At 62.7% G+C, this 26,794-nt stretch carries 35 protein-coding genes; 17 read left to right on the top strand and 18 right to left on the bottom strand.

Going from position 1 to position 26,794, the window contains the following annotated elements:
* Genes EN862_RS01720 through EN862_RS01710 form a run of 3 tightly spaced genes read left to right on the top strand, consistent with a single transcriptional unit; the run spans position 1 to position 1,614 of the window.
* The gene (locus EN862_RS01720; protein WP_127864167.1) at positions 1-342 is read left to right on the top strand and encodes a hypothetical protein; all 342 of its coding nucleotides are present in this window, start codon (positions 1-3) and stop codon (positions 340-342) included.
* Positions 339-1,217, top strand: coding sequence for a cytochrome c oxidase assembly protein (locus tag EN862_RS01715; protein ID WP_127864166.1), 879 nt, complete (start codon positions 339-341; stop codon positions 1,215-1,217). Before EN862_RS01720 ends, EN862_RS01715 begins: the two co-directional genes overlap by 4 nt.
* The gene (locus EN862_RS01710) at positions 1,198-1,614 is read left to right on the top strand and encodes a c-type cytochrome (protein WP_127864165.1); all 417 of its coding nucleotides are present in this window, start codon (positions 1,198-1,200) and stop codon (positions 1,612-1,614) included. The genes EN862_RS01715 and EN862_RS01710 overlap by 20 nt, the downstream gene beginning before the upstream one ends.
* On the opposite strand, the gene EN862_RS01705 is transcribed toward EN862_RS01710, so the two are convergent.
* From EN862_RS01705 to EN862_RS01635, 14 genes are all read right to left on the bottom strand, one after another.
* Positions 1,615-2,421 carry an ABC transporter permease gene (locus EN862_RS01705; protein WP_127864164.1) on the bottom strand — a complete coding sequence of 269 codons (807 nt, stop codon included), beginning with the start codon at positions 2,419-2,421 and terminating at the stop codon, positions 1,615-1,617.
* Positions 2,418-3,143, bottom strand: a complete 726-nt coding sequence (locus EN862_RS01700; RefSeq protein WP_127864163.1) for an ATP-binding cassette domain-containing protein — start codon at positions 3,141-3,143, stop codon at positions 2,418-2,420. The genes EN862_RS01705 and EN862_RS01700 overlap by 4 nt, the downstream gene beginning before the upstream one ends.
* On the bottom strand, positions 3,140-4,099 hold the full coding sequence (locus tag EN862_RS01695; protein WP_127864162.1) for a PQQ-dependent catabolism-associated beta-propeller protein: 960 nt from the start codon (positions 4,097-4,099) through the stop codon (positions 3,140-3,142). The genes EN862_RS01700 and EN862_RS01695 overlap by 4 nt, the downstream gene beginning before the upstream one ends.
* Positions 4,087-5,193 carry a branched-chain amino acid ABC transporter substrate-binding protein gene (locus EN862_RS01690; RefSeq protein WP_245519470.1) on the bottom strand — a complete coding sequence of 369 codons (1,107 nt, stop codon included), beginning with the start codon at positions 5,191-5,193 and terminating at the stop codon, positions 4,087-4,089. Before EN862_RS01690 ends, EN862_RS01695 begins: the two co-directional genes overlap by 13 nt.
* A 203-nt stretch (positions 5,194-5,396) precedes the next feature.
* Positions 5,397-5,906 carry a ferritin-like domain-containing protein gene (locus EN862_RS01685; RefSeq protein ID WP_127864160.1) on the bottom strand — a complete coding sequence of 170 codons (510 nt, stop codon included), beginning with the start codon at positions 5,904-5,906 and terminating at the stop codon, positions 5,397-5,399.
* A gap of 73 nt (positions 5,907-5,979) precedes the next feature.
* Entirely contained in the window at positions 5,980-6,846 is an 867-nt protein-coding gene (locus EN862_RS01680; protein ID WP_127864159.1) for a DUF3618 domain-containing protein, read from the bottom strand.
* Positions 6,843-7,235 (bottom strand): phage holin family protein, encoded by a 393-nt coding sequence (locus EN862_RS01675; RefSeq protein WP_127864158.1) that lies wholly within the window; start codon positions 7,233-7,235, stop codon positions 6,843-6,845. Before EN862_RS01675 ends, EN862_RS01680 begins: the two co-directional genes overlap by 4 nt.
* The gene (locus EN862_RS01670) at positions 7,232-7,846 is read right to left on the bottom strand and encodes a hypothetical protein (protein ID WP_189400990.1); all 615 of its coding nucleotides are present in this window, start codon (positions 7,844-7,846) and stop codon (positions 7,232-7,234) included. The genes EN862_RS01675 and EN862_RS01670 overlap by 4 nt, the downstream gene beginning before the upstream one ends.
* A 162-nt stretch (positions 7,847-8,008) precedes the next feature.
* Positions 8,009-8,338: a hypothetical protein gene (locus tag EN862_RS01665; RefSeq protein WP_127864157.1), complete on the bottom strand. Its 330-nt coding sequence runs from the start codon at positions 8,336-8,338 to the stop codon at positions 8,009-8,011.
* 2 nt (positions 8,339-8,340) lie between these two features.
* A complete protein-coding gene (locus tag EN862_RS01660) occupies positions 8,341-8,700 on the bottom strand; it encodes a hypothetical protein (RefSeq protein ID WP_127864156.1) in 360 nt (119 codons plus the stop codon).
* Positions 8,700-9,920, bottom strand: coding sequence for a divalent metal cation transporter (locus tag EN862_RS01655; protein WP_127864155.1), 1,221 nt, complete (start codon positions 9,918-9,920; stop codon positions 8,700-8,702). Before EN862_RS01655 ends, EN862_RS01660 begins: the two co-directional genes overlap by 1 nt.
* Positions 9,917-10,351: a hypothetical protein gene (locus tag EN862_RS01650; RefSeq protein ID WP_127864154.1), complete on the bottom strand. Its 435-nt coding sequence runs from the start codon at positions 10,349-10,351 to the stop codon at positions 9,917-9,919. The genes EN862_RS01655 and EN862_RS01650 overlap by 4 nt, the downstream gene beginning before the upstream one ends.
* A 237-nt stretch (positions 10,352-10,588) precedes the next feature.
* Positions 10,589-11,557 (bottom strand): alpha/beta hydrolase, encoded by a 969-nt coding sequence (locus tag EN862_RS01640; protein ID WP_127864152.1) that lies wholly within the window; start codon positions 11,555-11,557, stop codon positions 10,589-10,591.
* Between the two features lie 59 nt (positions 11,558-11,616).
* Positions 11,617-11,862: a hypothetical protein gene (locus tag EN862_RS01635; RefSeq protein WP_127864151.1), complete on the bottom strand. Its 246-nt coding sequence runs from the start codon at positions 11,860-11,862 to the stop codon at positions 11,617-11,619.
* Between the two features lie 242 nt (positions 11,863-12,104).
* Between EN862_RS01635 and EN862_RS01630 the strand changes: the two genes are divergently transcribed.
* Positions 12,105-12,299: a hypothetical protein gene (locus EN862_RS01630; RefSeq protein WP_127864150.1), complete on the top strand. Its 195-nt coding sequence runs from the start codon at positions 12,105-12,107 to the stop codon at positions 12,297-12,299.
* Position 12,300: 1 nt separating this feature from the next.
* Here the strand turns inward: EN862_RS01630 and EN862_RS01625 are convergent, their stop codons facing one another.
* On the bottom strand, positions 12,301-12,627 hold the full coding sequence (locus tag EN862_RS01625; protein WP_127864149.1) for a DUF768 domain-containing protein: 327 nt from the start codon (positions 12,625-12,627) through the stop codon (positions 12,301-12,303).
* Positions 12,628-12,865: 238 nt separating this feature from the next.
* Here EN862_RS01625 and EN862_RS01620 point away from each other — a divergent pair, with 238 nt between their 5' ends.
* From EN862_RS01620 to pqqE, 7 genes are all read left to right on the top strand, one after another.
* On the top strand, positions 12,866-13,195 hold the full coding sequence (locus tag EN862_RS01620; protein ID WP_127864148.1) for a low affinity iron permease family protein: 330 nt from the start codon (positions 12,866-12,868) through the stop codon (positions 13,193-13,195).
* A 206-nt stretch (positions 13,196-13,401) separates the two neighbouring features.
* Positions 13,402-13,920 (top strand): ferritin-like domain-containing protein, encoded by a 519-nt coding sequence (locus tag EN862_RS01615; protein WP_095820222.1) that lies wholly within the window; start codon positions 13,402-13,404, stop codon positions 13,918-13,920.
* 58 nt (positions 13,921-13,978) lie between these two features.
* Entirely contained in the window at positions 13,979-14,074 is a 96-nt protein-coding gene (locus EN862_RS01610) for a pyrroloquinoline quinone precursor peptide PqqA (protein ID WP_108702850.1), read from the top strand.
* 123 nt (positions 14,075-14,197) lie between these two features.
* Positions 14,198-15,136 carry a pyrroloquinoline quinone biosynthesis protein PqqB gene (pqqB, locus tag EN862_RS01605; protein WP_127864147.1) on the top strand — a complete coding sequence of 313 codons (939 nt, stop codon included), beginning with the start codon at positions 14,198-14,200 and terminating at the stop codon, positions 15,134-15,136.
* Complete coding sequence (gene pqqC / locus EN862_RS01600; protein WP_127864146.1) at positions 15,133-15,891, top strand: pyrroloquinoline-quinone synthase PqqC; 759 nt, start codon at positions 15,133-15,135, stop codon at positions 15,889-15,891. The genes pqqB and pqqC overlap by 4 nt, the downstream gene beginning before the upstream one ends.
* Positions 15,888-16,184, top strand: a complete 297-nt coding sequence (gene pqqD / locus EN862_RS01595) for a pyrroloquinoline quinone biosynthesis peptide chaperone PqqD (protein ID WP_127864145.1) — start codon at positions 15,888-15,890, stop codon at positions 16,182-16,184. The genes pqqC and pqqD overlap by 4 nt, the downstream gene beginning before the upstream one ends.
* On the top strand, positions 16,181-17,311 hold the full coding sequence (gene pqqE / locus EN862_RS01590) for a pyrroloquinoline quinone biosynthesis protein PqqE (protein WP_127864144.1): 1,131 nt from the start codon (positions 16,181-16,183) through the stop codon (positions 17,309-17,311). Before pqqD ends, pqqE begins: the two co-directional genes overlap by 4 nt.
* A gap of 184 nt (positions 17,312-17,495) precedes the next feature.
* On the opposite strand, the gene EN862_RS01585 is transcribed toward pqqE, so the two are convergent.
* Positions 17,496-18,128: a hypothetical protein gene (locus EN862_RS01585; protein WP_127864810.1), complete on the bottom strand. Its 633-nt coding sequence runs from the start codon at positions 18,126-18,128 to the stop codon at positions 17,496-17,498.
* Positions 18,129-18,313: 185 nt separating this feature from the next.
* Here EN862_RS01585 and EN862_RS01580 point away from each other — a divergent pair, with 185 nt between their 5' ends.
* The 5 genes from EN862_RS01580 (at position 18,314) to xth (ending at position 21,720) form a co-directional block, all read left to right on the top strand.
* Positions 18,314-18,877, top strand: a complete 564-nt coding sequence (locus EN862_RS01580; RefSeq protein ID WP_127864809.1) for a DUF1003 domain-containing protein — start codon at positions 18,314-18,316, stop codon at positions 18,875-18,877.
* Between the two features lie 53 nt (positions 18,878-18,930).
* Positions 18,931-19,296 (top strand): VOC family protein, encoded by a 366-nt coding sequence (locus EN862_RS01575; RefSeq protein ID WP_127864143.1) that lies wholly within the window; start codon positions 18,931-18,933, stop codon positions 19,294-19,296.
* A gap of 181 nt (positions 19,297-19,477) precedes the next feature.
* Positions 19,478-20,227 carry a DUF4142 domain-containing protein gene (locus EN862_RS01570; RefSeq protein WP_127864808.1) on the top strand — a complete coding sequence of 250 codons (750 nt, stop codon included), beginning with the start codon at positions 19,478-19,480 and terminating at the stop codon, positions 20,225-20,227.
* A 24-nt stretch (positions 20,228-20,251) separates the two neighbouring features.
* A complete protein-coding gene (locus EN862_RS01565; RefSeq protein WP_127864142.1) occupies positions 20,252-20,857 on the top strand; it encodes a general stress protein in 606 nt (201 codons plus the stop codon).
* 92 nt (positions 20,858-20,949) lie between these two features.
* Positions 20,950-21,720 carry an exodeoxyribonuclease III gene (xth, locus tag EN862_RS01560; RefSeq protein WP_127864141.1) on the top strand — a complete coding sequence of 257 codons (771 nt, stop codon included), beginning with the start codon at positions 20,950-20,952 and terminating at the stop codon, positions 21,718-21,720.
* Positions 21,721-22,065: 345 nt separating this feature from the next.
* Here the strand turns inward: xth and EN862_RS01550 are convergent, their stop codons facing one another.
* On the bottom strand, positions 22,066-22,941 hold the full coding sequence (locus tag EN862_RS01550) for an SDR family oxidoreductase (protein ID WP_245519542.1): 876 nt from the start codon (positions 22,939-22,941) through the stop codon (positions 22,066-22,068).
* An 867-nt stretch (positions 22,942-23,808) separates the two neighbouring features.
* Between EN862_RS01550 and EN862_RS01545 the strand changes: the two genes are divergently transcribed.
* Positions 23,809-24,432, top strand: coding sequence for an NAD(P)H-dependent oxidoreductase (locus tag EN862_RS01545; RefSeq protein WP_127864140.1), 624 nt, complete (start codon positions 23,809-23,811; stop codon positions 24,430-24,432).
* Between the two features lie 82 nt (positions 24,433-24,514).
* On the opposite strand, the gene EN862_RS01540 is transcribed toward EN862_RS01545, so the two are convergent.
* Entirely contained in the window at positions 24,515-26,794 is a 2,280-nt protein-coding gene (locus tag EN862_RS01540; protein ID WP_127864139.1) for a xanthine dehydrogenase family protein molybdopterin-binding subunit, read from the bottom strand.

Genomic DNA, 26,794 nt, shown 5'->3' with positions numbered 1-26,794 from the left:
ATGCGCGCGCTGCGGCTGGGCACGTCATGGGGAGGTTTGTTGTCGGGCCCTTTGGCCTGGGCAATCTCGACGCAGGTGAACTACGCCCTCGTGCATTGGCAGTGCAATCGCCAGGTCCAGGTGGTGCTACCGGTGGCGCTGCTGCTCGCGGTCTTTTCCCTGCTTGGCGGCGCGCTGTCATGGCGGGCTAAGCGGCAAGGCGGCGCGGCATTCAAACCGGAGCGCACGCGAGACACCGAGCGTTTCGTCGCCAATCTCGGCATTCTCGCCGCATTGCTGTTCGCCCTCGTCATCATCATGCAGGGCAGCGCCGCGCTCATCCTCGACGAGTGCCTGCGATGAGCTTCGACACCTTCTTCTCGACCTCGATATGCTACGGCGCCGGCGCGCCGGACGCCGGATGGACATTGGCGTTTCCCATCACGCTTCCCTTGGCGGCGATCGCTCTGATCTACGGGATCGGCGCGGGCCGTCTATGGCGTCGCAGCGGCCGCGGCCGTCCCGAACGGCTGCGGCAAGCTCTGCTGTTCGCGGCCGGCTGGGGCGTGCTGGCCGTTGCGCTGGTGAGCCCCATCCATGCGCTCGGCGAGCGGGTGTTTTCTGCCCATATGATCGAGCACGAATTTCTGATGGCCGTGGCGGCGCCGCTGCTTGTCGCCGCTTGCCCCGGCGCGCCCTTGATGTGGGCATTGCCGGCCACACTGCGCCGAGGGACGGGAAAGTTCACCCATGGCAAGGTGCTGCAGGCGCTCTGGGTCTTCGCCGCTCGCCCGCTCAGCGCGACGATCCTTCATGGGATAGCAATCTGGATCTGGCATGTCCCGGTGCTGTTCGAGGCAGCGCTGCAGCAGGGGGCGCTGCATTATGCGCAGCATGCGAGCTTCCTCGGCACCGCCTTGCTGTTCTGGTGGGTGCTCCTGCCGCGCTCCGGGCGCCAGCAGACCTATGGCATTTCCGTCATGCATCTGTTCTTCACCTCGCTTCACACCGGCTTGCTCGGCGTCCTGCTGCTGGTCTCGCCAAGACTCTGGTACCCAGAGAATGGTTCCGGCGCAGCGCTTTGGGGGCTTAGCCCGCTCGAGGACCAGCAACTGGCGGGGCTGGTGATGTGGGTTCCCGCCGGGTTGATCTACGGCGGAGCCGCTTTGCTGCTCGCCGGCCTCTGGATAAGCAACAGCGCAACGAGGGAGGCGGCGCATGCGCTCCGACCTGGCTAGGCTGCTCGGGGGCGTCCTCGTCGCGATCGTGCTTCTGGTGGTCGTAATCGCGGCGACGACCTTGTGGTTCGACCGGCGCGAGCGTGTCCAACACGAGGCGGATGTGGCGACCGGCGGGGTGGGCGCGCGGGCCATTCCGATCATGACAGCGAATGGCTGCTCAGGCTGCCATACGATTCCCGGCGTGCCGGGGGCGCAAGGCCAGGTCGGGCCGCAGCTCGACGGCAGCCTTGCCGGGCGCGTCTATATCGGCGGTGTGCTGGCGAACAACCCGGAGAACCTGATCCGCTGGATCCGCTCGGCACGGGAAATCAACCCGCACACCGCCATGCCCTCGACAAGGATCACCGAGCAGCAGGCGCGCGACATCGCGGCCTATCTCTATGCCCTCAGATGATCAGCCCTCGCCGCCGCGCCGGGACCACAGGCCGCGGCCGGGATCATAGCCGGCCACCGCCGCGAGGAAGAATGCCACGAGACAGGCGACAACGACGAGCATGGAAACCATGTCGAAGCGCAAGTAGAGCGCGAAGCGGATCAACTCGACCGCCGAGCTGAACGGATTCCAGGCGGCGATCGTCGCCAGCACCGGACCGGCTTCAGCGAGGCGCCAGATCGGATAAAGTGCTGTCGAGGCGAAGAACATCGGGAAGATGACGAAGTTCATCACGCCGGCGAAGTTTTCCATCTGAGTGGACATCGAGGAGACCAACAGACCGAACGCGCCGAGCATCAAGCCCGACAGCACGAGCGCCGGGAACACGGCGACATAGCCCAGGATCGGCGGCCGCACGTCCCAGAAGCGCGACACGAAAAGAAACAGATAGACGAGCGGCAGGCCGACAATCACGCTAGCCAGCAGGCGCGCGGCAAGCAGGTACCAGCGCGGCAGCGGGGCCGTCAGCAACAGGCGCATGCTGCCCATCTCGCGGTCATAGACCATGGCCAACGAGCTCGCCATGGCATGGAACAGCAGCATCATGGCCGCCAGCCCAGGCACTACATAGACCTCGTAAAGAACATAGGTCTGGTAGGGCGGCGTGATCGACAGGCCGAGAACGGAGCGGAAGCCGGCCGCGAAAATCGCCAGCCAGACCAGCGGCCTCACCATTGCGGAGAAAAGGCGCGCGCGCTGCCGGAGCGAGCGCAGCATTTCCCGCCGCAAGATGCCGTCGAGTGCCCGTAATGCGTGATCGACTTTCATGGCGAACCCGTCAGCAAGGCGAATGCTTCAGCGACGCTTCCTACGCCGAGCTCGGGCACGATGCGGTCCGCGAGGCCGGTCCAGCACACCCTCCCCCGATCCAGCACCACGACATCATCGTCGGCCGCCACCTCTTCAAGGAAATGCGTCGCCCACAGCACGGCAATGCCACGCTCGCGGCAAAGGTCCCTTACATGCTGCTCGAGCGCGCGCCGTCCCGGCACGTCAAGCCCGGTGGTCGGCTCGTCGAGCAGCAGCAGGCGCGGGCGGTGCATCAGCGCCCGCGCAATCTCCACGCGCCGGCGCTGGCCGCCGGATAGCGCGCGGGTCCGATCGTCGATCCTGTCCAGCACTTCGAGGCGGCTCAATTCCTCCCGTGAGCGCGCCTTGCTCAGTTCCATCGGAAGTCCGTGCAGCGCGGCGTGGTAGCGCAGGTTCTCGCCCGCCGTCAGATCGAGATCGAGCGTCGGCAACTGGAAGACGACGCCCATTTGCGCGAGCGCGGCGGAAGGGTTCGCCTGCATCGCCATATCGAAGACGCGCACCAGCCCGGTGCGCGCGTAATAGAGACCGGTCACCAGCGAGAACAACGTCGTCTTACCGGCGCCGTTACGGCCAAGCAGGATACACATTCTGCCTTCAGCCACAGTGAACGAGACATTCTGAAGAACCTGGCGGGTTCCGAAATTGTGGCTCAGATTCTCGACGGCCAGGGCGTTCATGGGCCGATCACGACGCCCCATGGACCGCGCCCCACCGGCAGCGATTTCACGACCTCCTGATTCTCCAGGTCGATGAAGGAGATGTCGCCGGAGTTGCCGTTGGCGCTGATCAGTTGCTTCTGGTCGTCAGAGAGCGCGACATGCCAGGGTCGCTGGCCGACGAGATAGAGGCGCCTGACCGTGAATGTCTTCGTGTCGACCTCGGCAATCCTGTTGGCCGGGCCGAGCGCGACATAGGCAGTCGCGCCGTCGCGTGACATCTCGATGCCGACCGCTTGCACGCCCTCACGCCGGATACCCGGCACCTCGAACTCGATCTTGCCCGTTTGAGCGCGTGTCGCGGTGTCGAAGACGGTGACGGTGCCTCGGATTTCGGACGACACCCATAATTGCTTGCCGTCCACCGAGAACGCCACGGCGCGCGGGCGCGTGTCGACGAGCAGATTGTCGATGAGTTCGAGCGTAGCGGCATCGATGAGATGGACCATGCTCGTTGTCTCCGACGTGCAGGCAACGGCTCGGCCATCGGCGCTGACCGCCATCCCCTCCGGCTCGACGCCGACATCGACTGTGCCGATGATTTTGGCGCCAGCTATATCCACCACCGAGACCTGGTTGTCGTTCTCATTGGCGACGAAGAGCCGCTTGCCGTCCGGGTGCACGACAAAGAATTCCGGATCGGCGCCCGAAGGCAGTTGACCGACGACCTGCCGCTTGGCGAGATCGACCACGTCGATGCGGTTGTCGTCGCCTTCGGCAACGAACAGCGTCTTCTTGTCAACCGAAAGCGCCATTCCGCGCGGGCGCCGACCGACGTCGATCGCCGCCTGCAGTGTCATGGTCGCACCGTCGACGACCGCGACGGTGTTGTCCTGCTCGTTGGAGACGTAAATCGTCTCGGCCGCCGCGGGAGGGACAAGGATTAGCATCAGAACGAGCGTGATCAGAATCTGCATGTGCTCTCCTCCAGGTCGATGCCCAGAGTGTCGAGCGGCGTGCGCTGATGCAGAAAACCCGGTTGTGGCGAACTGGAAACGAGCAGCCGCGGGCCTGCGATCAGAATGGGCTGGCGCATCTGCCCGTCCCACGGACGGAAACTCAGCCCTTGCCCCTTGAAGCCGGCGAGCAGGAAATCGTCGCCGCGCAGATACTTTGCTATCGCAGTCGGATCGAGGCTGTGCAGCCGCGTTGCCGCCTCGCCGATGCTTCTGACCGCCAGCCAGGCAGCGTAATCGCTGGGCAGCATCCAGCGTCCGGCCTGCTTGTGAAAGCGGTCCTGGAGCTGCGTGGCGCCCCATTCTTGGTCGACCGCGCTCCAGCCGGTCGCGACAAGCCCTTGCGTCCCGGCCACCGTCCTCGGCAAGGCGGTGCGCCCCTCGAGATAGGCGCCGAATTCGTCGGCTTCATCGGCGACGACCAGAACATCATAGTCGCCAACCTGCGTTGCGGCAGGGATCTCGGTCTGCAGCGTGACATGTCCAGTGTCGGCGCGGCCGTTGGCGGGCCGAAACGTCCAAGGTTTGTCGATGGTGATCTGCGCCCCGAAACGCGTCGCTGCCCGTCGAAAGGCCGCCGCCATGGCCAAGTCGTCGGGATGCGGACCAGTCAGCAGGAACCAGTGCTGCCAGCCTTTCCAGACCAGGTATTGCGCCAAGGCGTCGGCCAGCATGGCGCGGCTCGGAATGGTGTGCAGAATGTTTCTTCGGCAGTTCTCCTGACGCAGGCCGTCATCAGGGTCGCGGCTGTTGAACAGCGTCATCCGCTGGGCACCAGACGCTGCGCTCGCCTGCAGCAATTGCGCGGCATCGAGATCGGCAACAATGAAGCTGATGCCGGCGGCTGCGAACGCGTTGACAGCTTCGGCAGGCGCTTCGCCCGGCTTGAGAACCTTTTCTTGCAGACGAAATTGCTGGCCGAGAAAGCGGCCCGTGCCGGCGTCGTCGGCAATGCCCAGCCTGGCACCTTGCAGACCATCATCGGTGACGGCCTCGTCCAACGGCCCAAGAGATAGAGGCAGTTTGCGCTGTTCGCCGAGATAGCCGATCACCATCGTCTGCGGCCCGGCAAGCGCGGGGACGGCGACGGCGAGCAGACCGACAAACGCCAGCGCCAGCGTCGTCCGACTCAGGTCGAGCAAGCCAAGTTGGATGTTCGAAATCGCCACGGGAACTCCAGGACCGCAGCGACCCTAATGATTTTCAGCAAGGAATGTTCCTGGACTCGTGGAACCTCCGATTGTTCCTGCTTCCAAACTCAGCGTTTCGCGCTGTCGCTGTCCATGTCTGCCCGCGCCAAGAACTGTTCTGTGACCTGCGGCAGGTTGCTCTTCAGCCACTCGGCCATAGCTTCCTCCTCACGCAGGTTCTGTCCGCACACGCGGGCAATTTCGGCCTCGCCCGCGGCATTGGCCACAGCGATGAGGATCGTGTAGGAGGCGATTTCCATGTGTTCGAAAGTGTAGCTCGCCAGTGAGCCTTTCATGACTTCGTCGCCGGCGAACACGCCGCTGATCGATTGTGCCGTGGCAGTCAGCTTGCCGCCTGCATCCTTCAGCATGGACGATCCTTCGTCGAGGCGGTCCAGGCAGCTCTTCAGCCGCCTTGCCTGCTCTTTCGTCTCTTCCAGATGAGTGCGAATTCGGTCACTGAGCTGAGGGTAGCTCTCAATCCGGCTCAATTGTCCCGACAGCATCGTCTCTGCCTGCTCCTCCATGGCGTGAGCGTCCCTCAACCATTGGACAAGCCATTCGCGCGATTCTGCCATTTCAGTGTCTCCATCGATCTGACGCCGCCCGAACCGTCGGCGGCGTGCATTGTTCCTTGAACGTGAGTTCCGATTACGATTCCCGCGAGGAGAACGGATCGGAATCGGAGAGCCTCTGGCGCACCGACTCATCAGTCTTGTCGGCCGCGGCCTTGACGACACCGCCGACTTTATCGGCCAGCGTCCCCTCGCTTGACGCCAGCCGTCCGGCTTCGTCGCTCGCCGTCTGGTAGGCTTCGGCCGCGACCTGCTTTGCGGCGTCGAGGCCTTCTTTCAAAGTCTCTTCGGCGCTTTCCCGAAGCTTCTCGCGGTAGCCGCCCAATTGCTCGTCCTCGAGTTCCGTGTGGGGCAGCATGGCGCCGATCGCAGCTCCGATGGCGAGGCCGACGGCGGCCGCGGCGAGAGGCTGGTCCTGAAGCAGATTGTGCGCGGAACGGCCGGCGCTCGTCGCCATATCGGCCGTAGCTGCCGCCGAGCTCGCGAGTGTGTCCGCCGCGCTGTTTGCCATGTCCGACACTGTGCCGGCTGCTTCGCTTGCCATCCCCGAAACAGTTGCGGTCGCTCCGCTGGCCGCATCGGCGACAGAGCCTGCCGCATCCGAGACCCTCGAACCCATTCCAGCGCCGAATGCTCCATGGTCGAGCCCGGGACCGCGCCGTGTCACACCGTCGGTACCAGCCGACGCGGCCGAAGCGCCGCTGCCCAACATCAGCCAAGCCAGGCCCGCGCCGATCACGGTCAGCGGCAACGGATTGTCCCGCACCTGGACCTTCAGGTTGTGGAGCATGTCGGAGCCCGCGCCATTCCTGAAAAGCCCGGTGAACTCGTCGAAGAGCTGCCCGGGGGTCATCTTGTCGCGAATGGAGTCGGCGGTTGCCACCACTCTTGCGCGCGTGGCTTCCGCCTCGCGTTCGAGCTCGGCTGCGGATTTGTCAGTCATCTCGCTTGTTCCTTGATCACGTTCACGTCACGCTTGAGCTGTTCTTGTGTACGGTCCGGCGCGAGCTCGGAGGGCGCCATGCTTGCCATGCCCGTCCGCAATAGGATCACGCCCAGAACGGCAACCACCACGCCGACGAGCAAGGAGGACCACCCGGCGCCCAGGCCAAGCCGAGCCAGGGCGATGACCAGCGCCTGCAACAAGACCAAAAGCGCCGCGAGCAGGCATATCGCGCCGCCCAGCACCTCGACGGCGCCTGCCCCGGCCTTGGTCGCGCTCTCCGAGATTTCCGCCCTTAGGAGCCTGGCCTCCGTTTGCACGAGCCTGCTTACCTGTTGCGCCAGATCGGCGACCAATGTGCCGAGACTTGGATTATCCTGAGTGCTCATTTCTTCAGCTCCGCTGCGTTCCCCGGTATGCCGCCGTCGGAACCCCAGTTGACCGGAGGTTGACTGCGGCCGGCACTCGTTTCCGTGCCGGTTTGGCTGGGATACTCAGGCGTGGCCGCGCCCTGCGTCTGGCGGTGGTTTCCGGGCGGCGAAGCCTTGATGAATCGGCCAAGCGCCAGTCCCGCCAGAACCGAACCGGCAAGAAGCGCTCCAGGATTCTGACGGCCAAAGGACTGGACGTCTTCGAGGACTTGTCCGAACGGCTTCTCCTTCAACGAGGAGGACAGCCGTTCCAGCCCGCTCGCCGCCTCCTGCATGAATTGCGAGGCCGCGCTCTGATCGCTCTCGGCCAGGTGATCGCTCGCGGCACGCAGGGCGCCGCCGAAAGCGGACAGGCTCGATCCGATATCGCGCTGCGCCTGCTCGGCTTTTTCGGCGGCGGCCTGCTGGGCTTCGCCCGCATACGCGCCGGCCCTGCGGGCGACCTCGTCACGGGCATCGTGGAGCGCTTCGCCGGCGCTTTGCGTTTCTTCCTGGATCCTGTCGGAAAGTTCGTCCTTTGCCCTAGCAAAGTCGGCGGGCTCGCGGCCCCGATCGTTCTCGCGCTGCATGGTGCCTCCTAGTGAAAACCGAGGAAGGAAAGCACCGCGAGCACGACGACGATCAGACCGATGAGATAGATGACACTGTTCATGGCGCAGCCTCCTCCATGCCAATCCGAACTTCGCGCCGGCTGCTATGTTCCCCCGCACGCACAGCTTTTTAGCAAATCGTCATTTGCCCTCGGGCTGCGCCTTGAAAGCGACAAGCTCCTGGTCGGGGCAGAGCAGTCTGGGGCGTGTCGGATCGGAAATATCGAGCTTGTCCCAGGGAATGCGATAAAGGCCTTCACGCCGCCGCAACGCGAAGAAGTCGAGCAAGGCGGTGCCGATGGTCGAAGCGGACAAGCGCTCGAACGCAGCGAAGATCCCGACATGGAATTCGGTAACGATAAGGTCGCTGCCGTCCTGCTCGGCGATGATCTCCTCGATATAGCCGATGCTCCTGCCGTGCTCCGAGAACACGCCCCTGCCCGCAAGATGATCGAGGTGCACAGTCGTCATGCTCACGCTCCGGGGATTCGGCAGACAACATGTTCGCGCAGCCAGTCCTGCCAGGCGAAGATCCTGGTCCGGCGCACGTCGATGTCGAACTCGATATCGACGCCGATATCGCGCACCTTGTTCCACGCGATCCGGTGCGGCCGTGCCTGACGCCTGCCGCTCAGCCTTGCCGCGAGCTTCGCGGTCCATCTTGCGGGCGTCGAGCCAAGCCGTCGCGCCAGCGCAATCGAGCCGAGTTCAACGGCGCTTACCCTGGGCGGCTTGCCCGGCTTCAGCTCGGCGACAATGCTATCCACCTTCCCGATCTTGATCTGCTCGCGATCGACGACCTGCTTGTCCAGTATGTCGCGCAGCAACTGCATCACGTGCCTCCGAATATCTGCAGTGGAATGGACACCACCGCCAGCACGAAGCCGAGCGCGATGACGAAGATCACGGCCGCGTTCGAAACGACGCCATTGCGGTGCTCGCCGACATAGCGGTCGTCATTCAGCAGAAAAAGGAAGGGCACGACCGTCAGCGGCAGGCTCGCCGCGGTCAGCGCCATCGAGAAGATGGTGAGCTTCAACGGGTCGAGACCGAGCGTGATCGGAACGGCGGCAAGGAAGAGCGTCAGCGTGTAGACCAGGCTGAAACCGGGATCGTCGCGGGGCTTGAGATCCTCGCCCCAGTTCCAGCCGAACCCTTGTGCGACGAGATAGGCCTGCTGCAAGGCCACTTCGAGCGCGGCGCCGAAGCAGGCGATTGCCAGCGAAGCAACAAAAAGGACGAAGCCCCAGAAGCCGAATATCGGGATCAGCATCAGCGGAAGCTGGTTGTAGTCGTCCACCTCGTTAACGCCATGAGCGCCAAGCACGAGCGCGGCCACGATCAGAACGCCGACGGAGATCGTGCCACCGAAACTCATACCGAGACCGGCGATCGCCCGATTGGTGCCAAGATAGCTCTTGTCCCACTGATCCTCGATCGCGCCCGAGGAATAGAACATGAAAAGGTAGGGCGAGATCGAGGCGCCGAGAATGCTGACGGCCATGAACCAGTATTTCGCCGTGTCGTGGTGCGGCAGGCTGGGCACGGCGCCGACAGCCACCTCTTTCCATTCGGGCCGCAGCATCACGGCCGCTTCGACGAAGCAGAGGGTGACCAGGCCAAGCATCGACACCCCCTTCTCGATGAGGCCGAACGTGCCTTTCCACAGCAGCAGCCACGCCAGGAAGGCGACCGGCAAGGCCCACCATTGGAAGCCGATTCCCGTGGCAAGCTCGGCGGCAATGGCAACACCGCCGATCTCGGCGGAAAGCACCAGGAAGTTGACCAGCAAGACTGCAAGCAGCGGCCAGATGAACGCGTTGAAGCCGAACCTCTCGCGGATGCCGTCGGCGATGGTGTGATGACTGACCGCAGCGAAACGGCCCGCCATTTCGACCAGGAAGATGATGCAGATCGTGCCGAGCACGATCGCCCAGATGAGCTGGAAGCCGAACAGCGCGCCGGCCTGTGCCGCCGTCGCCATCGACCCGACCTCCAGGAAGCCGCCGACGCTGGTCACCACACCGAGCGATATCTCCAGCAGCTTCTTCATCGGCCCGGCGAGAAATACTGCCGATAGGCAGTGGCGAGATCGCCTTGCGCGGCGCGAAGCTCCTGTTGCGCCTGGGCGGCCTGTGGATGCTGTTCGGCCTCTATCGCGTTCTTGGCCTGCTTTGCCGCGTTCGACAGCCGGCTGAGAGCCTTTGCCAGTTCATCCCGCTTTGCCTCGTCGGACGGAGACACCGATTCCACTTGCCGCCCGGCGTCGGCAAGTGTCTCGGCGAAGGATTGCAAGGCAGACGATGCGTAGCGGGACGGCGCGGCGCCGGCGAGCCAGGCATCGCTCACCAGCACCGCCGCCTGGGCCGTCGATGCTGCAAGCTTTGATTGCTGGCCGACGGTTTCAGACGAGGAGCAGGAGGCAAGCGCCAGCGCCAGTAGAGGCAGGAAGACCCGGCACGGCCGGGCAACGGTGCGCAACATCTTTCACTCGTTGCAATTGCTTGAAATCACGATGATAAAGCCGCACCCACAGGAAAGTTCCTCCGTGTTGGGGATTTGCGCCACCGATTGCCTGCTGCAGGGCGTGCGCGAAGACAGGGTTCGGCTTTTCCATCCTGGCCGGGAATTGCAGTTTTCTTGTCGGTAAAATACGTGGCTGGTTCTCCGTAGGAAGCCAGCCGAAACTCGGCGTGTTACTTTGTTCCGCTCGCCGGGGACTTAATCATGCTTCGTCATGTCACCAATATTGGCAAGAGCCGCAACCTTGTCGATCATCGCCAGGATCGCCGCCGGACTGCTTTGATGCACCATATGTCCGGCATCCGGGACGATATCCAGAAGTGAATGGCTTATCTCGGATTGCAGCCGCAGCGCCTCGGCCTTGGCATCGAACAGCTGATCACCGGCGCCGGCAATTATCCCGACAGGGACGGCGATGTCGGCATATCTGCGATTTGGGAAAAGTGCCGATGCCAGCATCAGGAAGGATTCAGCGGAGATGGATCGCAGCTGCGAGGGCCGGCTCGCCAACCCTCTTGTCGTTGTCGCGAAAGGGATCGCGATCGTTGCCGGATGAAAAATCTTCCTCATCGCCCAGCGCCAGTTCAGCCTGACCAGCGAAGGAAGCACCGCGTGGCGCAGCACAGTCCCGATCAGCGGAACCGCCGGCAGCGCGGAGATGGCAAGCGCCAATCTTGGCGACGGGTAATGATAGCCGGCGACGACAACGACGCCGGCAACCGACCGGGGATGCCGGCGCGCCATCTCAAGCGCCACCGCTGCCCCCCAGGAATGGCCGACAACCATGTAGCGCTCGATGCCGAGTTTCGCGACCGCGGCATCGATGAGGTCGGCCTGGGCGGCTGCAGTCCAAGGTCTGCCTGCCGGGCGTGTGCTCATGCCGAAGCCGGGCCTGTCGAAGGCAAGTACGCGATATCTGGCGGCGGCTCTGTCAAAAATGCCGCTTGTCGTGAAGTCTTCCGCGGAGGCGCCATTGCCGTGCAACAGCAGAAGCGGTTGCCCATTGCCCGCCTCCAGGAAATGCAGCTTCGTTCCGCCGAGATCGATGAAGCGCCCGAGCAGGCGTGCATCCAATGCCCGTCTCGCGAGGAGATTGTTGTAGAGCGCCAAGCCAGCCGTGGTCGCCGCAAGCAACAAAAGCAGGTTCTTCCTGGACTTTGCCGTCATGGTCGCAAATCAAGGCGGGGGTGGCGAAAACAGGCGACTTTGCAGTGGTGCGCTGCCTATCAGGCCGACCCCTTCTGAGGCAGCTCGGTCTCTTCCTCGATTTGGTCGCGCAGACTCTGCTCGGCCTCGTCCTTACCAGCCCCGGCCGGCGGCTTTTGCCGGGCGAGCTCGCGATCCACAACCTTGCGCGAGCCTTCAGCCGGATCTTCTTGCGGCGAGCCCCTGTCCGCTCCTGCTTGCCGGCCGGTCCTGTCACTGCCTGGAGTGGATCGCACAGGATCGTCGTTTTGGCGCGATTTCGTCATTGAGGAACTTCTCCGCTTTGGTCGGATGTCTGCTGGCTTCCGGGCAGGTTGGAAGCAGGGCCAAACCTCTGTGGCCGCCCTTTGTTCCGTGCGCGGCGCGACCGGCCTCGCCACCGCTCCGCAACCGGGCAGAACCAACGGCTGCTTACTGCAACAAATGTGGTTGAGGCTGAACCGCTGCCCTTCTACGACTGCGGCAAGCGGCCGGTTGCGTTCTGCGTCCGTCTCGCGACGGAGGAACCATGACGCGCCACTCTCCACTCAGTCTTTTGGAATTCGAAGCGCTCACGCAGGCAGCGTCGAAACTAGCAAAGGATCACGGCGGAACGCTGGAAGGCGTGGTAACCTCGTTGTTCGAAGCGCTGCGCGAAGGAGAGACCTGCCCAAAGGCGGTTCTGGACGCGGTAATCGCGGCGCTGACCAAGGAGACCCGCTAGACTAGTCGGCCGGCCGGCCGGACCCCTCGGCATCACCCTGTTCAGGCTCAACGGCTTCCAGGGCATCGATCACAGGCGCCAGCGAATTCTCTTCATCGGGACTGGATTCGGACCCTCTGTTTTCCTCGCCGGTTTTGTCCAGCGCGCGTTGGATGGCGTCTTCAATGTTGCCGACCTCCTGCCCGCGCACCTCGCGACCGTAGCCGGCGGCGTCGGCATCCTGCTCGAATTGCTGCGCCAGCATCGGAACGCTGATCTCTGTGTCGGTTGGCAAGTTGCCGACATTCTCTTCGAGCCAGCTGCGCAGAAATTCCTTCGTCGCGTTCATGGAGTACCTCATCCTCGACGCGAGATAACCGGACGATGACGCCGATGTTCCCGTAAATTCCGAAAAGGCGGGGAATGAACGGATCGCTGCACGGTGGAAAGCTTGAACACCAAGGCGAGACACTCGATGGCTTTCCACGGCGAGAGCGCTTGACACGAGCGGGACGTTCCCGCCCCGAGCTAGGTTCCGGCCCAATATATCCAGCGGGAACCCGGATTGTTCTCAGCCGTTCGCAGACATGGCAACATTGCAGACTCGAGAAGCGCTGACCAAGGTCGGCACACTTATGTCCCGACCGGCGGCCTTTTTGATTTTGGGCGGCTACACCGTCGCTTGGTTCGTCTTCGAGCGGGAGACACTTGACTGGCACGGCGCCGCCACGCTGATCACCTGGGCGATGACGCTGTTTATTCAAAGGGCAGAGCATCGCGACACCCAAGCCCTGCAGGCGAAGCTCGATGAGCTGATCAAGGCGAACGACAAGGCTCGCAACGAGATCGCCGGAATGGACGACAAGGAGCCGGAGGAAATCGAGCGGATGCGCGATGTCGGACGAGGCGGAAGTTGACGTCTCCTTAATCGGACTGCCTTCGGAGCTAAGTCGTTGTGAGCACGTTGTTAGCAATGATGACACTCTTGAAGTGACGAGCCTGTTTGCGTCGGCCACCGCGACCGCGCTGACGCAACACCGCGATCTTGTCGGAACTTCGGGTCGTCGAGCGGATTAGGGAGAGTGCCGCAGGCACATCCCTACACCCAAGGAGGATCCAAAAAATGCCGAAGAAAGCTTCGACCGCGACCTCGAACGGCTTGGAAAGCTTGTTCCTGGACGGACTAAAAGACCTCTACTACGCGGAAAAGAAGATCCTGAAGGCTTTGCCAAAGCTGGCGAAAGCAGCTCAGTCCGAAAAGATAGGCGCCGCTTTCGAAAAGCACCTCAAGGAAACTGAAGACCAGGTGGATCGCCTGGAGCAAGTCTTCGACATGCTCGGCAAGCCGGCCAGGGGCAAGACCTGCCCGGCCATTGACGGCATCATCGAGGAGGGCTCGGAAATCCTCGAAGAGTACAAGGACGAGCCGGCGCTTGACGCAGGGCTGGTTGGTGCCGCCCAAGCGGTCGAGCATTATGAAATCGCGCGCTACGGCACGCTGATCGCATGGGCCGAACAGCTCGGTCTCAAGGATGCTCTTCCGCTGCTCCGGCAGACTTTGAAGGAAGAGTCGGCAACCGACGAGGCGCTCAACGCTCTTGGTGAGAACGACGCCAATCAACGTGCCTTGCAGGCGGCCTAAGTGGACCACTTGGTCCGAACGGCGGCCCTCGGTCCTATGGTTGCAGAAGGAGAACTCGATGAAGAAGACCTGGAAAAAACCAACCATGTGTCAGGTGGCTGCGGGCTTCGAGATTTCGCGGTACCTGCCTGCTGAAATCCGGCCGAAAAAGTAGCTCGTGAATTGCATGCCCCCTCAACGGGGCATGCAATTCTTTGCGATATCAGGAGACGCGGACGCAAATCGATCGCAGTCGCAAACGTGGTGCCGGTCAGTTGACCGCTGGGCATGCACTGCCATGCGCGTGAAGATCATCGGATCGGCGGCGGGAGGCGGCTTTCCGCAATGGAACTGCAATTACCGCCTGAGCCGCGCGGCTCGCACCTGCATGCCCGGCGTGCAGTCGCGAACCCAATCATCCGTTGCCGCGTCGGCTGACGGGACAGGATGGGTTCTGTTCAACGCATCGCCCGACATCCGCCAGCAGATTGCGCAAACGCCTGAGCTGCATCCCGCGGCCGACGCACCTCTGCGTTCGACGCCCATCCGCGCTGTGGTGCTGACCAATGCCGACGTGGACCATGTCGCCGGCCTGCTCAGCCTGCGTGAGCGACAGCCTTTCGCGATCTATGCCACGGCGCAGGTGCTGGCGACGCTGAAGGCTAATTCGATTTTCAATGTCCTCGATCCGGCAATCGTACCACGGCGCCTGCTGGCGCCGACGCAAGAGATGGCGATCTGCGGCGCGGACGGCCACCCGACCGGCGTGGTCGTCGGCAGCTTTCCGGTGCCCGGCAAGGTCGCGCTCTATCTCGAGCAAAGAAGTGACCCCGCCGCCGATTTCAGCTCCGGCACGGGCGACACGATCGGCGTCCGCATCAGCGGGGCCGACGGTCGCGGCGCCGTCTTCTACGTTCCGGGCTGCGCGCGTATCGATGCCGCGCTGCGCGAGCGCCTCGCCGGAGCCGCCTGCCTTCTGTTCGACGGTACCGTCTACACGGACGACGAGATGATCACGGCCGGCGTCGGCCAGAAAACCGGTGCACGCATGGGGCATATCGCAATGTCGGGAGAAGCGGGTTCGATCGCCGCTCTCGCCGATGTGAAGATCGGTCGCCGTATCTTCATCCACGTCAACAACACCAATCCCGTTCTGGACGAGAATTCCGCCGAGCACTCGGCGGTCAAGGCGGCTGGCTGGGAAGTCGCCGCCGATGGCATGGAGATGGAATTTTGAGCGATTTCCACGACGCGGCGCGAGACGGACTGTCGAAGAGCGAGCTCGAGGCCGTGCTGCGGCGGATCGGCGACGAGCGCTATCACAACCGCCATCCTTTCCATCACAGAATGACCGTCGGCGCCCTGTCGAAGGCCGAGATGCAGGCCTGGGCGCTGAACCGCTATTGCTACCAAGCCGTGATTCCGCGCAAGGACGCAATGATCCTGGCGCGCGCCGAGGATCCGGCGTTCCGCGCCGCCTGGCGCAAGCGCATCGAGGATCACGACGGCGAGGACGGCTGGAGCGGCGGCATGGCGCGCTGGCTGCATCTGGCGACCTCGCTTGGGCTCGATGCCGAATCCGTCAAGAGCGAAAGGCTGGCGCTGCCGGCGACCCGCTTCGCCGTCGGCGCCTACCTTTCTTTCTGCACCGACCGTACGCTGCTCGAGGCGGTCGCGTCGTCGCTGACGGAAATGTTCTCGCCGAGCATCATCGGCGAGCGGGTGCCGGCGATGCTGGCCAAATATGATTACATCACCGAGGATACGCTGGTCTATTTCAGCCGGCGGCCCGAACAGGCAGCGCGCGACGCCGACTTCGCTCTCGCCTATGTGCTCGCCCACGCCGACACGCCCGAGCGCCAGCAGCAGGCTATCGATGCGCTGGTGCTCAAATGCGACATACTCTGGGCCATGCTCGATGCGCTCCAGCATGCCTATGGCGCGCCGGGAAACATACCGCCCGGCGCCTTCCGCTCCGAGGCGGCCTCATGACGGCGCTGTGCGAAAGAGCCATCGTGTCGTTGCGGTCGGCGCCATCGCTGCCCAGGCATGTGCGCATCCAGTACGATCCCGTGCGACTGGCCTTCGCCGTGCTTTCGCCGGAGAAGGTGTTCTGGCCGAACGACATCAGCCTCGACATACTACGCCGCTGCGACGGGCAATCCACCGTCGAGCGCATCATCGCCGATCTTGCGGCGGACTACGACGCCGATCCGCAGGACGTAGCGGACGATGTTGTCGCCTTCCTGCAGGAGTGGTCGGACAAGCTTTTGGTGAAGCTGTGAGCGAGGCACTTCTGCCTCCGATCGGCATGCTGGCGGAACTGACGCATCGCTGCCCGCTGCGGTGCCCCTATTGCTCCAATCCGCTCGAACTGCTGAAGGCCAACCGCGAACTCGACACGCAGACCTGGCTCGATCTCTTCTCACAGGCCGCCGATCTCGGTGTCCTGCAGGTGCATCTTTCCGGTGGCGAACCGACGCTGCGCCGCGACCTCGAACAGCTGATCGCAGCGTGTTCGGCGCTTGGCGTCTACACCAACCTCATTACCGCCGGCGTCGGCATTGCCGAAGGTCGCATCGAGGCCTTTGCCGAAGCCGGTCTCGACCACCTGCAACTGAGCTTCCAGGGCGCCCGTCCGGCGACCACCGACCGTATCGGCAACCACCAAGGCAGCCATGAGAAGAAGTTGGAGACGGCGCACCGCGCCCGCGCGGCCGGGCTGCCTCTCACCATCAATGCGCCGGTCCATCGCCACAATATCGAGGAGGTGCCGGAATTCATCGACCTTGCCCTCTCCTTGGATGCGGAGCGGCTCGAGATCGCCAATGTCCAATATTCCGGCTGGGCGCTCGCCAATCGCGATTTGCTGATGCCCGACCGTGCCGCCGTCGACCGGCAGGCCGACATCGTCGCGGCTGCCCAGGAACAGCTAGCCGGCATCATGAACATCGATTTCGTCACACCGGATTACTTCGCCATCTACCCCAAGCCATGCATGGGCGGCTGGGCGCGCGACGCCTTCATGGTGACTCCCGACGGCACCGTGTTGCCGTGCCACGCCGCCCAGACGATCCCCTCGCTGCGCTTCGAGCGCTTCGGAGACCGCAGCCTCGCCGAAATCTGGACCGATTCACCGGCATTCAACGCCTTCCGCGGCACCGAGTGGATGCGGGAGCCGTGTCGAAGCTGCGAGCGCCGCGAGGTCGATTGGGGTGGCTGCCGCTGTCAGGCATTGGCGATTGTCGGCGATGCCGCCGCAACAGATCCAGCCTGCATCAAGTCGACAGCACACGCCCGTATGGCCACCTTGGTCGATGAAACGCGGCGCAGCAATACCGCCGGCGACGATGCTTTCATGTATCGCCGGATAGGACGTAACTTTGACGGTGGCAACAATCGCCGCCGATAGGGGCCCGGCTTCGGCTAGAGCAATTCCAGGAAAAGTGTGCGCGGTTTTCCGCCCGGAATTGCGTAAAAACAAATAGATAGGGCGTTTCGCCGTTTCTATGAAACGGTGAAACGCACTAGAAGCGACGGTCCATCTCGGCCAATGATATACGCGTCGCTTGGAAGCACGTTGGCGGGCAATTCCCTCAGCGTAAAAGGCCGTCGATATCGAAATCTTCCCAACCTCTCAGGCGGGGCGCATCGTTCCGACTCTCGTCGGTGTTACTTGCGGCCCCGCCGCGATTCTTTTGGGAGCGCTTCAGAGCTGCCCTTGCGGCGGCGCGTCTCCGGTTCTCGGCAGCTGTCGCCGCGTCTTCATCACGCCAGACAGTGACCAGATCTCGGTCGAGCACATCCTCGATGTGGCGCGGGTCAAACACGTGGAAAGTGATCTTCCTCGCCCGGCCGCGAAGTTTCACGGTTCGCGTCCCGGCGCTCTGAAGCCGACCGTCCTTTAGCCAGCGGTGCCGCTCGCCGGACGAGATCGTCAGGATATCCTCGACCTCGCGAGGGATGACCGGCAGATCTTCGATGTCGCGCATGGCTTTGGATACGATCGCCCTTGCCGCGTCAGGGTCGGCATCCGAGCCATCTGGGAGCCGCAAAGTAAGCACACGGGATTCGATGTGGAGCAGCTTTCTCAGCGGCGCGGGAAGGCGCGCGCGGATCTCGAGGAAAATGCCCCTCGCCCGCATGGACGATCCCAAAGTCGCCGCAGGCAAAAGCGGCCACTCAGCGATCAACTTGGCGGTCGGTTCGGTTTTTTGGCGCCCGGGCATATCGGATAAATAGGCCGGGTTGGGCCCAGCACAACGCCGGTTCGAGAGGCAATCCGGTGTGGCGCGGCGCCTGTGATCGCAAGCAAGAGCATTCTCGCCACATTCGGCCATCTGAGAAGGCTCCGTGGAGCGAATTGTCAATCGGCGAGTTAGGCTGGCTAGACCGAAGAGACTGGATTGGACGGATGGCCGCGTCGAAAAGGAACAGATATTTCACGCCAACCAAGCCGGCGCCAGAAGGCCTCGCCCCTGCCCTGGCGCGAAACATTGAGGCGCTGATCGAGAGGCGAAAACGCGAAGCCAAAGCCGCAACGCTGGAGGAGCGCGCAGCCGCAGCGATCAGCGGCTTCGCCGGAAGCATGGTCTTCGTCTACTTACACGTCGCCTTCTTCGGCGGTTGGATCGCCCTCAATGTGGGCATCCTGAGCTCCGTAAGACCTTGGGACCCATCACTGGTCATCCTGGCCATGTTCGCCTCGGTCGAGGCCATCTTCCTCTCGACCTTCGTGCTCATCAATCAGAACCGAATGGCCGCGGAGGATAATTCCAGGGCAGACCTCGATCTGCAGGTCAGCCTGCTTAACGAGCACGAAACCACCAAGCTCATCAAGCTGGTGGAGGAGATTGCCAAGCGTCTCAACATAGATACCGACGCGGATCACGAGATCAAGGAACTCAAGCGCGATGTGGCGCCGGAGGCAGTCTTGGACAAGATCGAAGAGGTGTCCGACCGTCAGCCGCCCGAGTGACAGATCACCAAAAGCTAAACGTTACTGAGTTGGGCTAATCAGAGGATAGGCGCATGTTCGACCACATCGGCTTCAACGTCGGGAATTTAGAGAAATCGCTCGCCTTTTACAAAGCAGTGCTGGCACCTCTCGGTCTTGGCGTGCTGGAATCTGGCGAGGGCTGGGCCATGTTGGGCGGCTACTCCGGTCGTCTCTGGATCGGGGCATTCGGTCCTCCTCCTGGACCCATCCACATGGCGTTCCGCGCCGGCTCTCGGGGAATGGTACACGCGTTCTACGAGGCAGGCCTTGCCTCCGGAGGTCGCGATAACGGCGCGCCTGGCATTCGCACCCAATACGCGCCGGATTACTTTGCAGCTTTCTTGCTCGACCCGGATGGGCACAATGTCGAGGCCGTAACCTTCGTCGCGGAAAATTGAGCTGCGCGTTCTGCGCCCGTGAGCGCAGGAGTCCGTCGGTACCGAAATCTTCCCAGCCCCTTAGGCGCGACGTAGATGCGAAGCTCAGCGGCTTAGCACCAAATCGAATTGGCGTTGGAACAAACGCTTCGCCCCTCTGTTTGCCTCCAGGCACAATTCAGTGCGTTGGAGGACATCATCTATGAAACTTCGTTTGCTATCGGCCGGGCTCTGCACGGCCGTCGCGCTGGGTTTTGCCCAGCCGGCGCTCAGCGCCGAGAAGGCACAGGATTTCGTTAACAAGGCAGCCGAAGGCGGGATCTTCGAAGTCGAGTCAAGCAAGATCGTCCAGGGCAAGGCGAAAGACCAGGCCGTCAACGACTTCGCCCAGAAAATGATAACCGATCATGGCGCGGCTAACGCCAAGCTGCAGTCGATCGCCGGCGAGCAGAAACTACAGGTTCCCGCGGACACCGATGCGAAGCACAAGAGCGACCTCGAGGCGCTGAAGTCCGCGAACGGATCGGTCGACCAGTCCTACGTGAAGATGCAGCAAGACGCGCATGCCGACGCGGTCAAACTGTTCCAGGACTATGCGGCCGACGGCGACAACGCCGATCTCAAGGCATTCGCGCAGCAGACGCTGCCGACGCTCAAAATGCATCAGGAGATGGTCGAAAAGATCGCCTCCGGCAAAACCGACGATACCACAACCACCAGCACCGCCCCCGCGGCCACAGGCACCGATCAGAACGCATCCGCCCCGGTGCCCGGAGCCAATAGCTTCACTGAAACGCAGGCGAAATCGCGCATTCAGGATGCCGGCTTCTCGAATGTCAGCGCGCTGACGAAGGACGACCAGGGTATCTGGCGCGGCACCGCCGAGAAAGACGGAAAGCAGGTAGCCGTCGCGCTTGATTTCAAAGGCAACGTTGTTGCCGGGGCTCAATAACCAAGATTACGAATGGAGTGAAAAATGACGACTGTCACCGGACTTTTCGATGACTATCAGGACGCTGCCAACGCCGTAAGCGAGTTGGAAGCGATCGGCGTGCCGCGAGACGACATCAGCATCGTGGCGAACAATGCCGACAATCGGTATCGACAGGATGAGACTTCAGACGCCGGTGAAGATGCCGCCGCCGGCGCTGGCCTGGGAGCGCTCGTCGGCGGCGCCGGCGGGCTCCTTACCGGGCTTGGGATCATGGCCATCCCGGGTGTCGGGCCCGTCGTGGCGGCAGGTTGGCTCGCTGCGACGGCTGCCGGCGCGGTCGGCGGCGCTCTGGTCGGCGGAGCCGCTGGCGGCATCGTCGGTGCGCTGACCGAATCCGGCGTCTCGGAACGCGATGCGCATGTCTATGCTGAGGGCGTGCGCCGTGGCGGCAGTCTCGTGACTGCCAGAGTGGATGATCGGCTTGCCGGCGAGGCTGAACGGATCCTGCGTGGAGAGCGTGCCGTCAATCTTGACGAGCGGCGTAGCGCTTACGAGGCCGGGGGATGGACAGGATTTGACGCTGCCGCGGAGCCCTATGATGACATTGAGGCTGAACGAGATCGTGTTCGGCGAACCACACCGCTCTAAGAAATGCGGCCCCGTCGAACTCTCGGCGGGGTCTTTTTTTGCCGGGCGAGCGAGGCGCCGGCAATTGGATTGCCCACGTCGGAGCTGAGGAGATGACCCGGATCGCGACCTTCAACGTCAATGGTGTGAACGGCCGACTCCCCGTGCTCCTGAAGTGGCTTCGCGAAACCGATTATGACGTTGTCTGCCTCCAGGAGCTGAAAACGTCCGACGAGAATTTTCCCATCGAGGCAATACGGGACGCCGGCTTCGGCGCTATCTGGCACGGCCAGAAATCCTACAACGGGGTGGCGATATTGGTGCGCGGAAAGGATCCGGTCGGACGCCGCCGTGGCTTGCCTGGCGATCCCGATGACACGCACAGCCGCTATCTGGAGGCAGAGATCGACGGTCTCATCGTCGGCTGCATCTATCTGCCCAATGGCAATCCCGCGCCAGGGCCCAAGTTCGATTACAAGCTCCGCTGGTTCGAGCGTCTCATCACCTACAGCCGATCGCTGTTGGGCGAGCGCACGGTGCTTTGTGGTGACTACAACGTCGTGCCCACTGAGATAGATGCTGCAGTACCCAGGCGTTGGCTGGGCGATGCTGTCTTCTTCCCCGAAAGCAGGAAAGCTTATGCGCACATGCTGAGCTTGGGCTGGGTGGATGCGATGCGCCGTATCCATCCGGACAAGGGCATATACACCTACTGGAACTTTTCCTATCGCGGCGGCTACGACCGAAGCTCCGGCCTGCGGATGGACCATCTGCTCGTAAGCCCGTCTCTTGCGAAGGGCATTCTGGCCGCAGGTGTCGATGTCGAGACTCGTGGGTGGGAAAAGCCAAGCGATCACGCCCCCGCCTGGGTCGAGATCGGCTGAACCTTTTGCGCTGTCGCAGTTGCAGATAGCCTGCTTGGCAGCGGTCGCCCAAGCCTTATGTCAAACCCTGAAAGGAGTCCTCACGATGCCAAAGTTCGTTACGATCGAATATGGCGATCGGGCCGGATATCGTCGCACGACCCAACCGGCCAGGATGCCGCTCATGAACAGGACGCGAAATTGCGCTCCGAAGGCGCCCTGATAGGGCGGGCGGGGACGCAGGCATAGGTGCGCAACCCGGATGCGTCGGGATTGCAAACACGCGATGCCCGCCCCGGGAATGGCCCGGTCCTCCTTGCCCGTCGATTTGGGCGGCGCTGAACTCGGCGCCGCCCGTTTATCTGCCTACGGTTGTCCCTGACCTCCGCCCGACCCGTAGATGTTTCCGGTTGCGAAGCTTGCGTCATCGGCGGCCAACTGCACGTAGATCGAGGCCAGTTCCACCGGCTGGCCCGGTCGCTCCAGCGCGGTGGTGCTGCCAAATTTCTTGTACTTCTCCTCGGACGCTCCGCCGCTGATCTGCAACGGCGTCCAGACCGGGCCAGGCGCCACACCGTTGACGCGGATGCCCTTGGAGCCGAGCTGCTTCGCCAGCGACTTGACGTAGTTCATTGTCGCGGCCTTGGTCTGGGCATAGTCGTAAAGCTCGGGCGAAGGATCGTAGGCCTGTTCCGACGTCGTGCCGATTATACAGGAACCAGGCTTCAGATGCGGCAGCGCCGCCTTGATGATCCAGAACGGCGCGTAGATGTTGGTCTTCATCGTGGCATCGAAATCCTCGCTCGTGACGTCGAGGATGGATGGCTTCGCCTGCTGTCTTCCAGCATTGCAGACGACGATATCGAGGCCACCGAGCTGCTGCACGGCGTCAGCGACGAGCCTCTGGCAAAAGCCCTCGTCACGGAGATCGCCTGGAAGCGCCACGCCGGTTCTGCCAGCATCGCGGATAAGCTGAATCACCTCGCTCGCGTCAGGCTCTTCGGAAGGATCGTAATTGATAGCGACATCCGCTCCCTCGCGTGCATAGGCGATGGCAGCAGCGCGGCCCATTCCGGAATCGCCGCCTGTGATCAGGGCCTTTCTTCCGGCAAGCCGACCCGATCCCTTGTAGCTGGTTTCCCCATGGTCGGGTTTGGGTTTCATATCTCGTGCCAAACCGGGCCAAGGCTGGGTTTGCGCTTCGAAGGGCGGCTTCGGATACTTGGTGCGAGGATCTTGCATGGCGGGTCCATTCTCTAGAGGTTTGGTGCTTGCTTGCTGGGCATTGGCCGGACCTGCGACGCCGGCCGCTATTCCGACTCCTGCTGCAGCCATGACTTCGCGTCGTGACAATGAATGCGGATGGTCTTTGGTCATTCGGCTTCTCCGGGGTGCGTGAAGCGCCCGAACAGAGCCCAGTCGATTAAGTTCCTTGCTTTCGATCTCGATGAGGAAAAAAGACCGCCGCCATGTCATCTTTTCTGCAGACTTGGGTTAGCGGGCGCATAGGCGGACGGGAGGCATAGCGGTCATCCGCGGCTGTGTAACAAACTGGTAACAAGGGATAAGAAATCAGAATAGATTCAATGCTTTAGCGCTAATTCGAAAGACGCTCTCTCGGCCAGTTCCGAAATGATCAGGGTTTCAATCTCCGATGCGCTGCCTCGAAGGATCGAGGAGGTAGCAGACCTCTGGCTCGATCCACACGTCCTACCTAAGATGCAGTTGTTTGATCTCGACAGTCCCTGCTCGGAAACCGAACCTATCCACTGAAATAGTTTGCTGGTATTTCTGTTGGTAGCAGCTGCGGTTGGCCTACCCCCTAAGCATCTGAAAGCAAAATAGGATTTTCTTTACTTGGATGCCGCCTGTGACACCTCAGCATTTTGGTTTTCATTAGTATCTTCAATAGCTTAACCTGCAACTAAACTCGACTCCACCAACCGGAACCGAACCGACGCCCGAGGCGCATGAGGTCGCAACGGCATTCTGGCCACGCCCCACCTTGCCAATGAAAACACCTGACTCTTTCCGGCTGGCTGTTGCGCAGAAAGAGGCAACCAGTGTCTGCCCTCCGCGTTGGTCATCATGTTCAGCCGGGAAGGTCCGATGCCGCTAACCGCTTTTGCCTTGAATTGCACACTCAAGATGCCTCAGGACGATGACGAGTCCTCGACCGATCGGATGCTCGCTGAGTTGACCAAGGCCTTGGCGGCACATGACGTCGAATGCCAAACGACACGTGCGCTCGCCCACAACATCAAGCCTGGCGTGCTCTCCGATATGGGGGAAGGCGACGACTGGCCGAAGCTGCGGCAAAAGATCCTGGCCGCCGACATCTTTGTCCTTGGCTTGCCAATCTGGATGGGACAGCCGTCTAGCGTTGCCAAGCGCGTGATGGAGCGGATGGACGCTTTCCTGTCCGAGACCGACGACAGCGGACGCATGCCGGCCGCCGGCAAGGTCGCGCTGGTCGCGATCGTCGGCAATGAGGATGGCGCACATCACTGCCACGCCGAATGCTATCAGGCGCTCAACGATGTCGGGTTCACCGTTCCCGCCAATGGCGGCGTGTACTGGGTCGGAGAAGCGATGGGTGACGTCAACTTCGTCGACCTTCCCGGGACACCGGAGAAAGTCGTCAGCATGATCAAGATGGCGGCCTCCAACGCTGCCCATCTGGCCGGGCTCTTCAAGACGCAGAACTATGTCGGTGTCCCTGCCGGCGATTGATATCGCTCGCTTATCGCCCGATGGATGGCGTGCGCGGCTATGGCGCTACCACCGGCAACCTCGCCTGGGGATGGGCCCACGCTCAAACGAGCAACTGCTCGATCCTGATCGGCAGATCGCGGATACGCTTGCCGGTGGCGTGGTACACCGCGCTGGCGACGGCGGCGGCGGTGCCGACATTGCCGAGTTCACCAAGCCCTTTCACGCCGGCCGGGTTGACCGCAGGGTCCACTTCCGGAACCAGGATCACCTGCAGGTCCTTGATGTCGGCATTGACCGGCACAAGGTAGTCCTGCAGGTCACGATTTACATAGCGCGCATAGCGCCTGTCGATCTCGGTCGCCTCTTGCAGCGCCTGACCGATGCCCCAGATCATGCCGCCCATCAGCTGGCTGCGCGCGGTGCGCGTGTTCATGATGCGGCCGGCCGCGAACGCCCCGACAATGCGCGGCACGCGGATTTCCCTGGTGTGGCGGTTGATGCGCACTTCCACGAACTCGGCGCCGAAGGCGTATTTCACCGAATCCTCGTCCTGGTCGCCGCCGTGGAATTCGGGCGTGCCGGCATAGAGTTTCTTCAGCGCATCCGGCGTCGCGCCCTTGGGAGCGAACTCGGCATATTCCTCGATCGCGCCGACCTGCATTGCTTTCAGAACGTCCTCCACCTTTGCCGATGCGCCGCTCTTCGCGACGATCTTTCCGCCGGCAAGCTCGAGTTCTTCATTATGGGAGCCGGCCAGCGGACCGCCTTCCGCGGTCGCCGCGGCGTAAAGCTTGGTACGGATGGCGTCGCAGGCCATGAGCACCGCAGAACAAACGCTTGCCGTGGAGATCGACCCGCCCGAGACCGGAGCCGGAGGCAGGCTGCTGTCGCCCATTTCGACGCTGATCCTGTCGATGCTGACGCCGAGACGCTCCGACGCCATCTGGCCGGCCACCGTGCGAACGCCTGTGCCGATCTCGTGCGAACCGCATTGCAGCCGCACGTCGCCGTCGACCGTCAGGCGCACGCGCGCCGCGCATGGCGCGACGGCAGTGGGGTAAATCGCCGTCGCGCAGCCCATGCCGACCAGCCACTCGCCGTCGCGCATCGCGCCGATTTTCGGATCGCGCTTGGCCCATCCGAAGGCCTCCGCCGCCTCGTCGTAGCACCGGATCAGCGAACGACTGGAGAACGGCTTCTTGCCGATCGGCTCCGTCTTAGGTTCATTGATGCGGCGGAACTCGACCGGGTCCATGCCGAGCGCCACCGCCATCTCGTCCATTGCGTTTTCAAGCGCATAGACATAAGGCGTCTCGGGCGGCGAACGCATGTAACCCGGCGTGTTGCGGTCCGCCTGCACCAGCGAGACATGGGTCAGAACCGAGCCATAATCATACATGCGGCCGGTGGCCGAAGTGCCGCCGACGACATAGGGGTCCGGACGCGACGTCACTTCCCAGCCTTCATGCGCGAAGGCGGTGATGTGGCCGTCTCTGCCGGCGCCGATGCGGATGCGGTGCCGGGTTTCGGCCCGGTAGGTCTGCGTGCCGAATGCCTGCATGCGACTGGTCACGCAGCGCACCGGACGTCCGAGGCGCTTGGCGGCCACCGCGACGATTGCCGTGCGTGGTGTCATCGGCCCTTTCGAGCCGAAGGCTCCGCCGATGAACGGGCTGACGATGCGTACCTTCGCAGGATCGATCTTCAACTGCCTGGCCAGTTCGACCTTCCAGCCGGTCACGTTCTGCGACGGCTCGTGTACGGTCAGCTGGTCGCCTTCCCAGAAGGCCGTCGTTGAAAACAGCTCGATCGGGTTGTGATGCTGCGTGGGTGTCGAATAGCGCTGGTCGATCTTGACCGCGGCATCGGCATAGGCCGCATCGAAGTCGCCCGCCTTCACATCTTCCTTGAACAGAGGGCTCTTTCCGGCGGCAGGGATGGTCGCCGTCCCCGGGCTGTCGAAAGTCGCAGTCGGCTTCTCTTCCTCGTACTCGGCGCGGATCAGCCGCGCCGCTTCTTCGGCCGCCTCGAATGTCTCGGCAACCGCGAGCGCGACGATCTGACCGTCATGGAAGATCGTCCTGTCGTGCAGCGGTCCGATAGAAGTCGCGCCGGAATTGCCGAATTTCGGTTTGTCGACCTTGTCCATGTCGCCATAGGTGACGATGTCGAGCAGGCCGGGCACCGCGCGGGCGTCGTCGAGACGAAGCTTCGTCACTTTGCCCTTGGCAATGCTGCTGGTGGCCAGCGCGCCATAAGCAATGTTGGCGATGGGCAGATCGGCGGGGTAGTGGGCTTGTCCGGTGACTTTCAACCGTGCATCGACGCGCGGCAGCGGTTCGCCCATGTTCTCCTTGGGTCTGGGAGCGGCAGCGTCCAT

Source organism: Mesorhizobium sp. M2E.F.Ca.ET.219.01.1.1 (assembly GCF_004016445.2).
Taxonomy (GTDB): domain Bacteria; phylum Pseudomonadota; class Alphaproteobacteria; order Rhizobiales; family Rhizobiaceae; genus Mesorhizobium.
The sequence above is the reverse complement of the archived record's forward strand: the minus strand, read 5'-3'. Positions and strand labels throughout refer to the sequence as shown.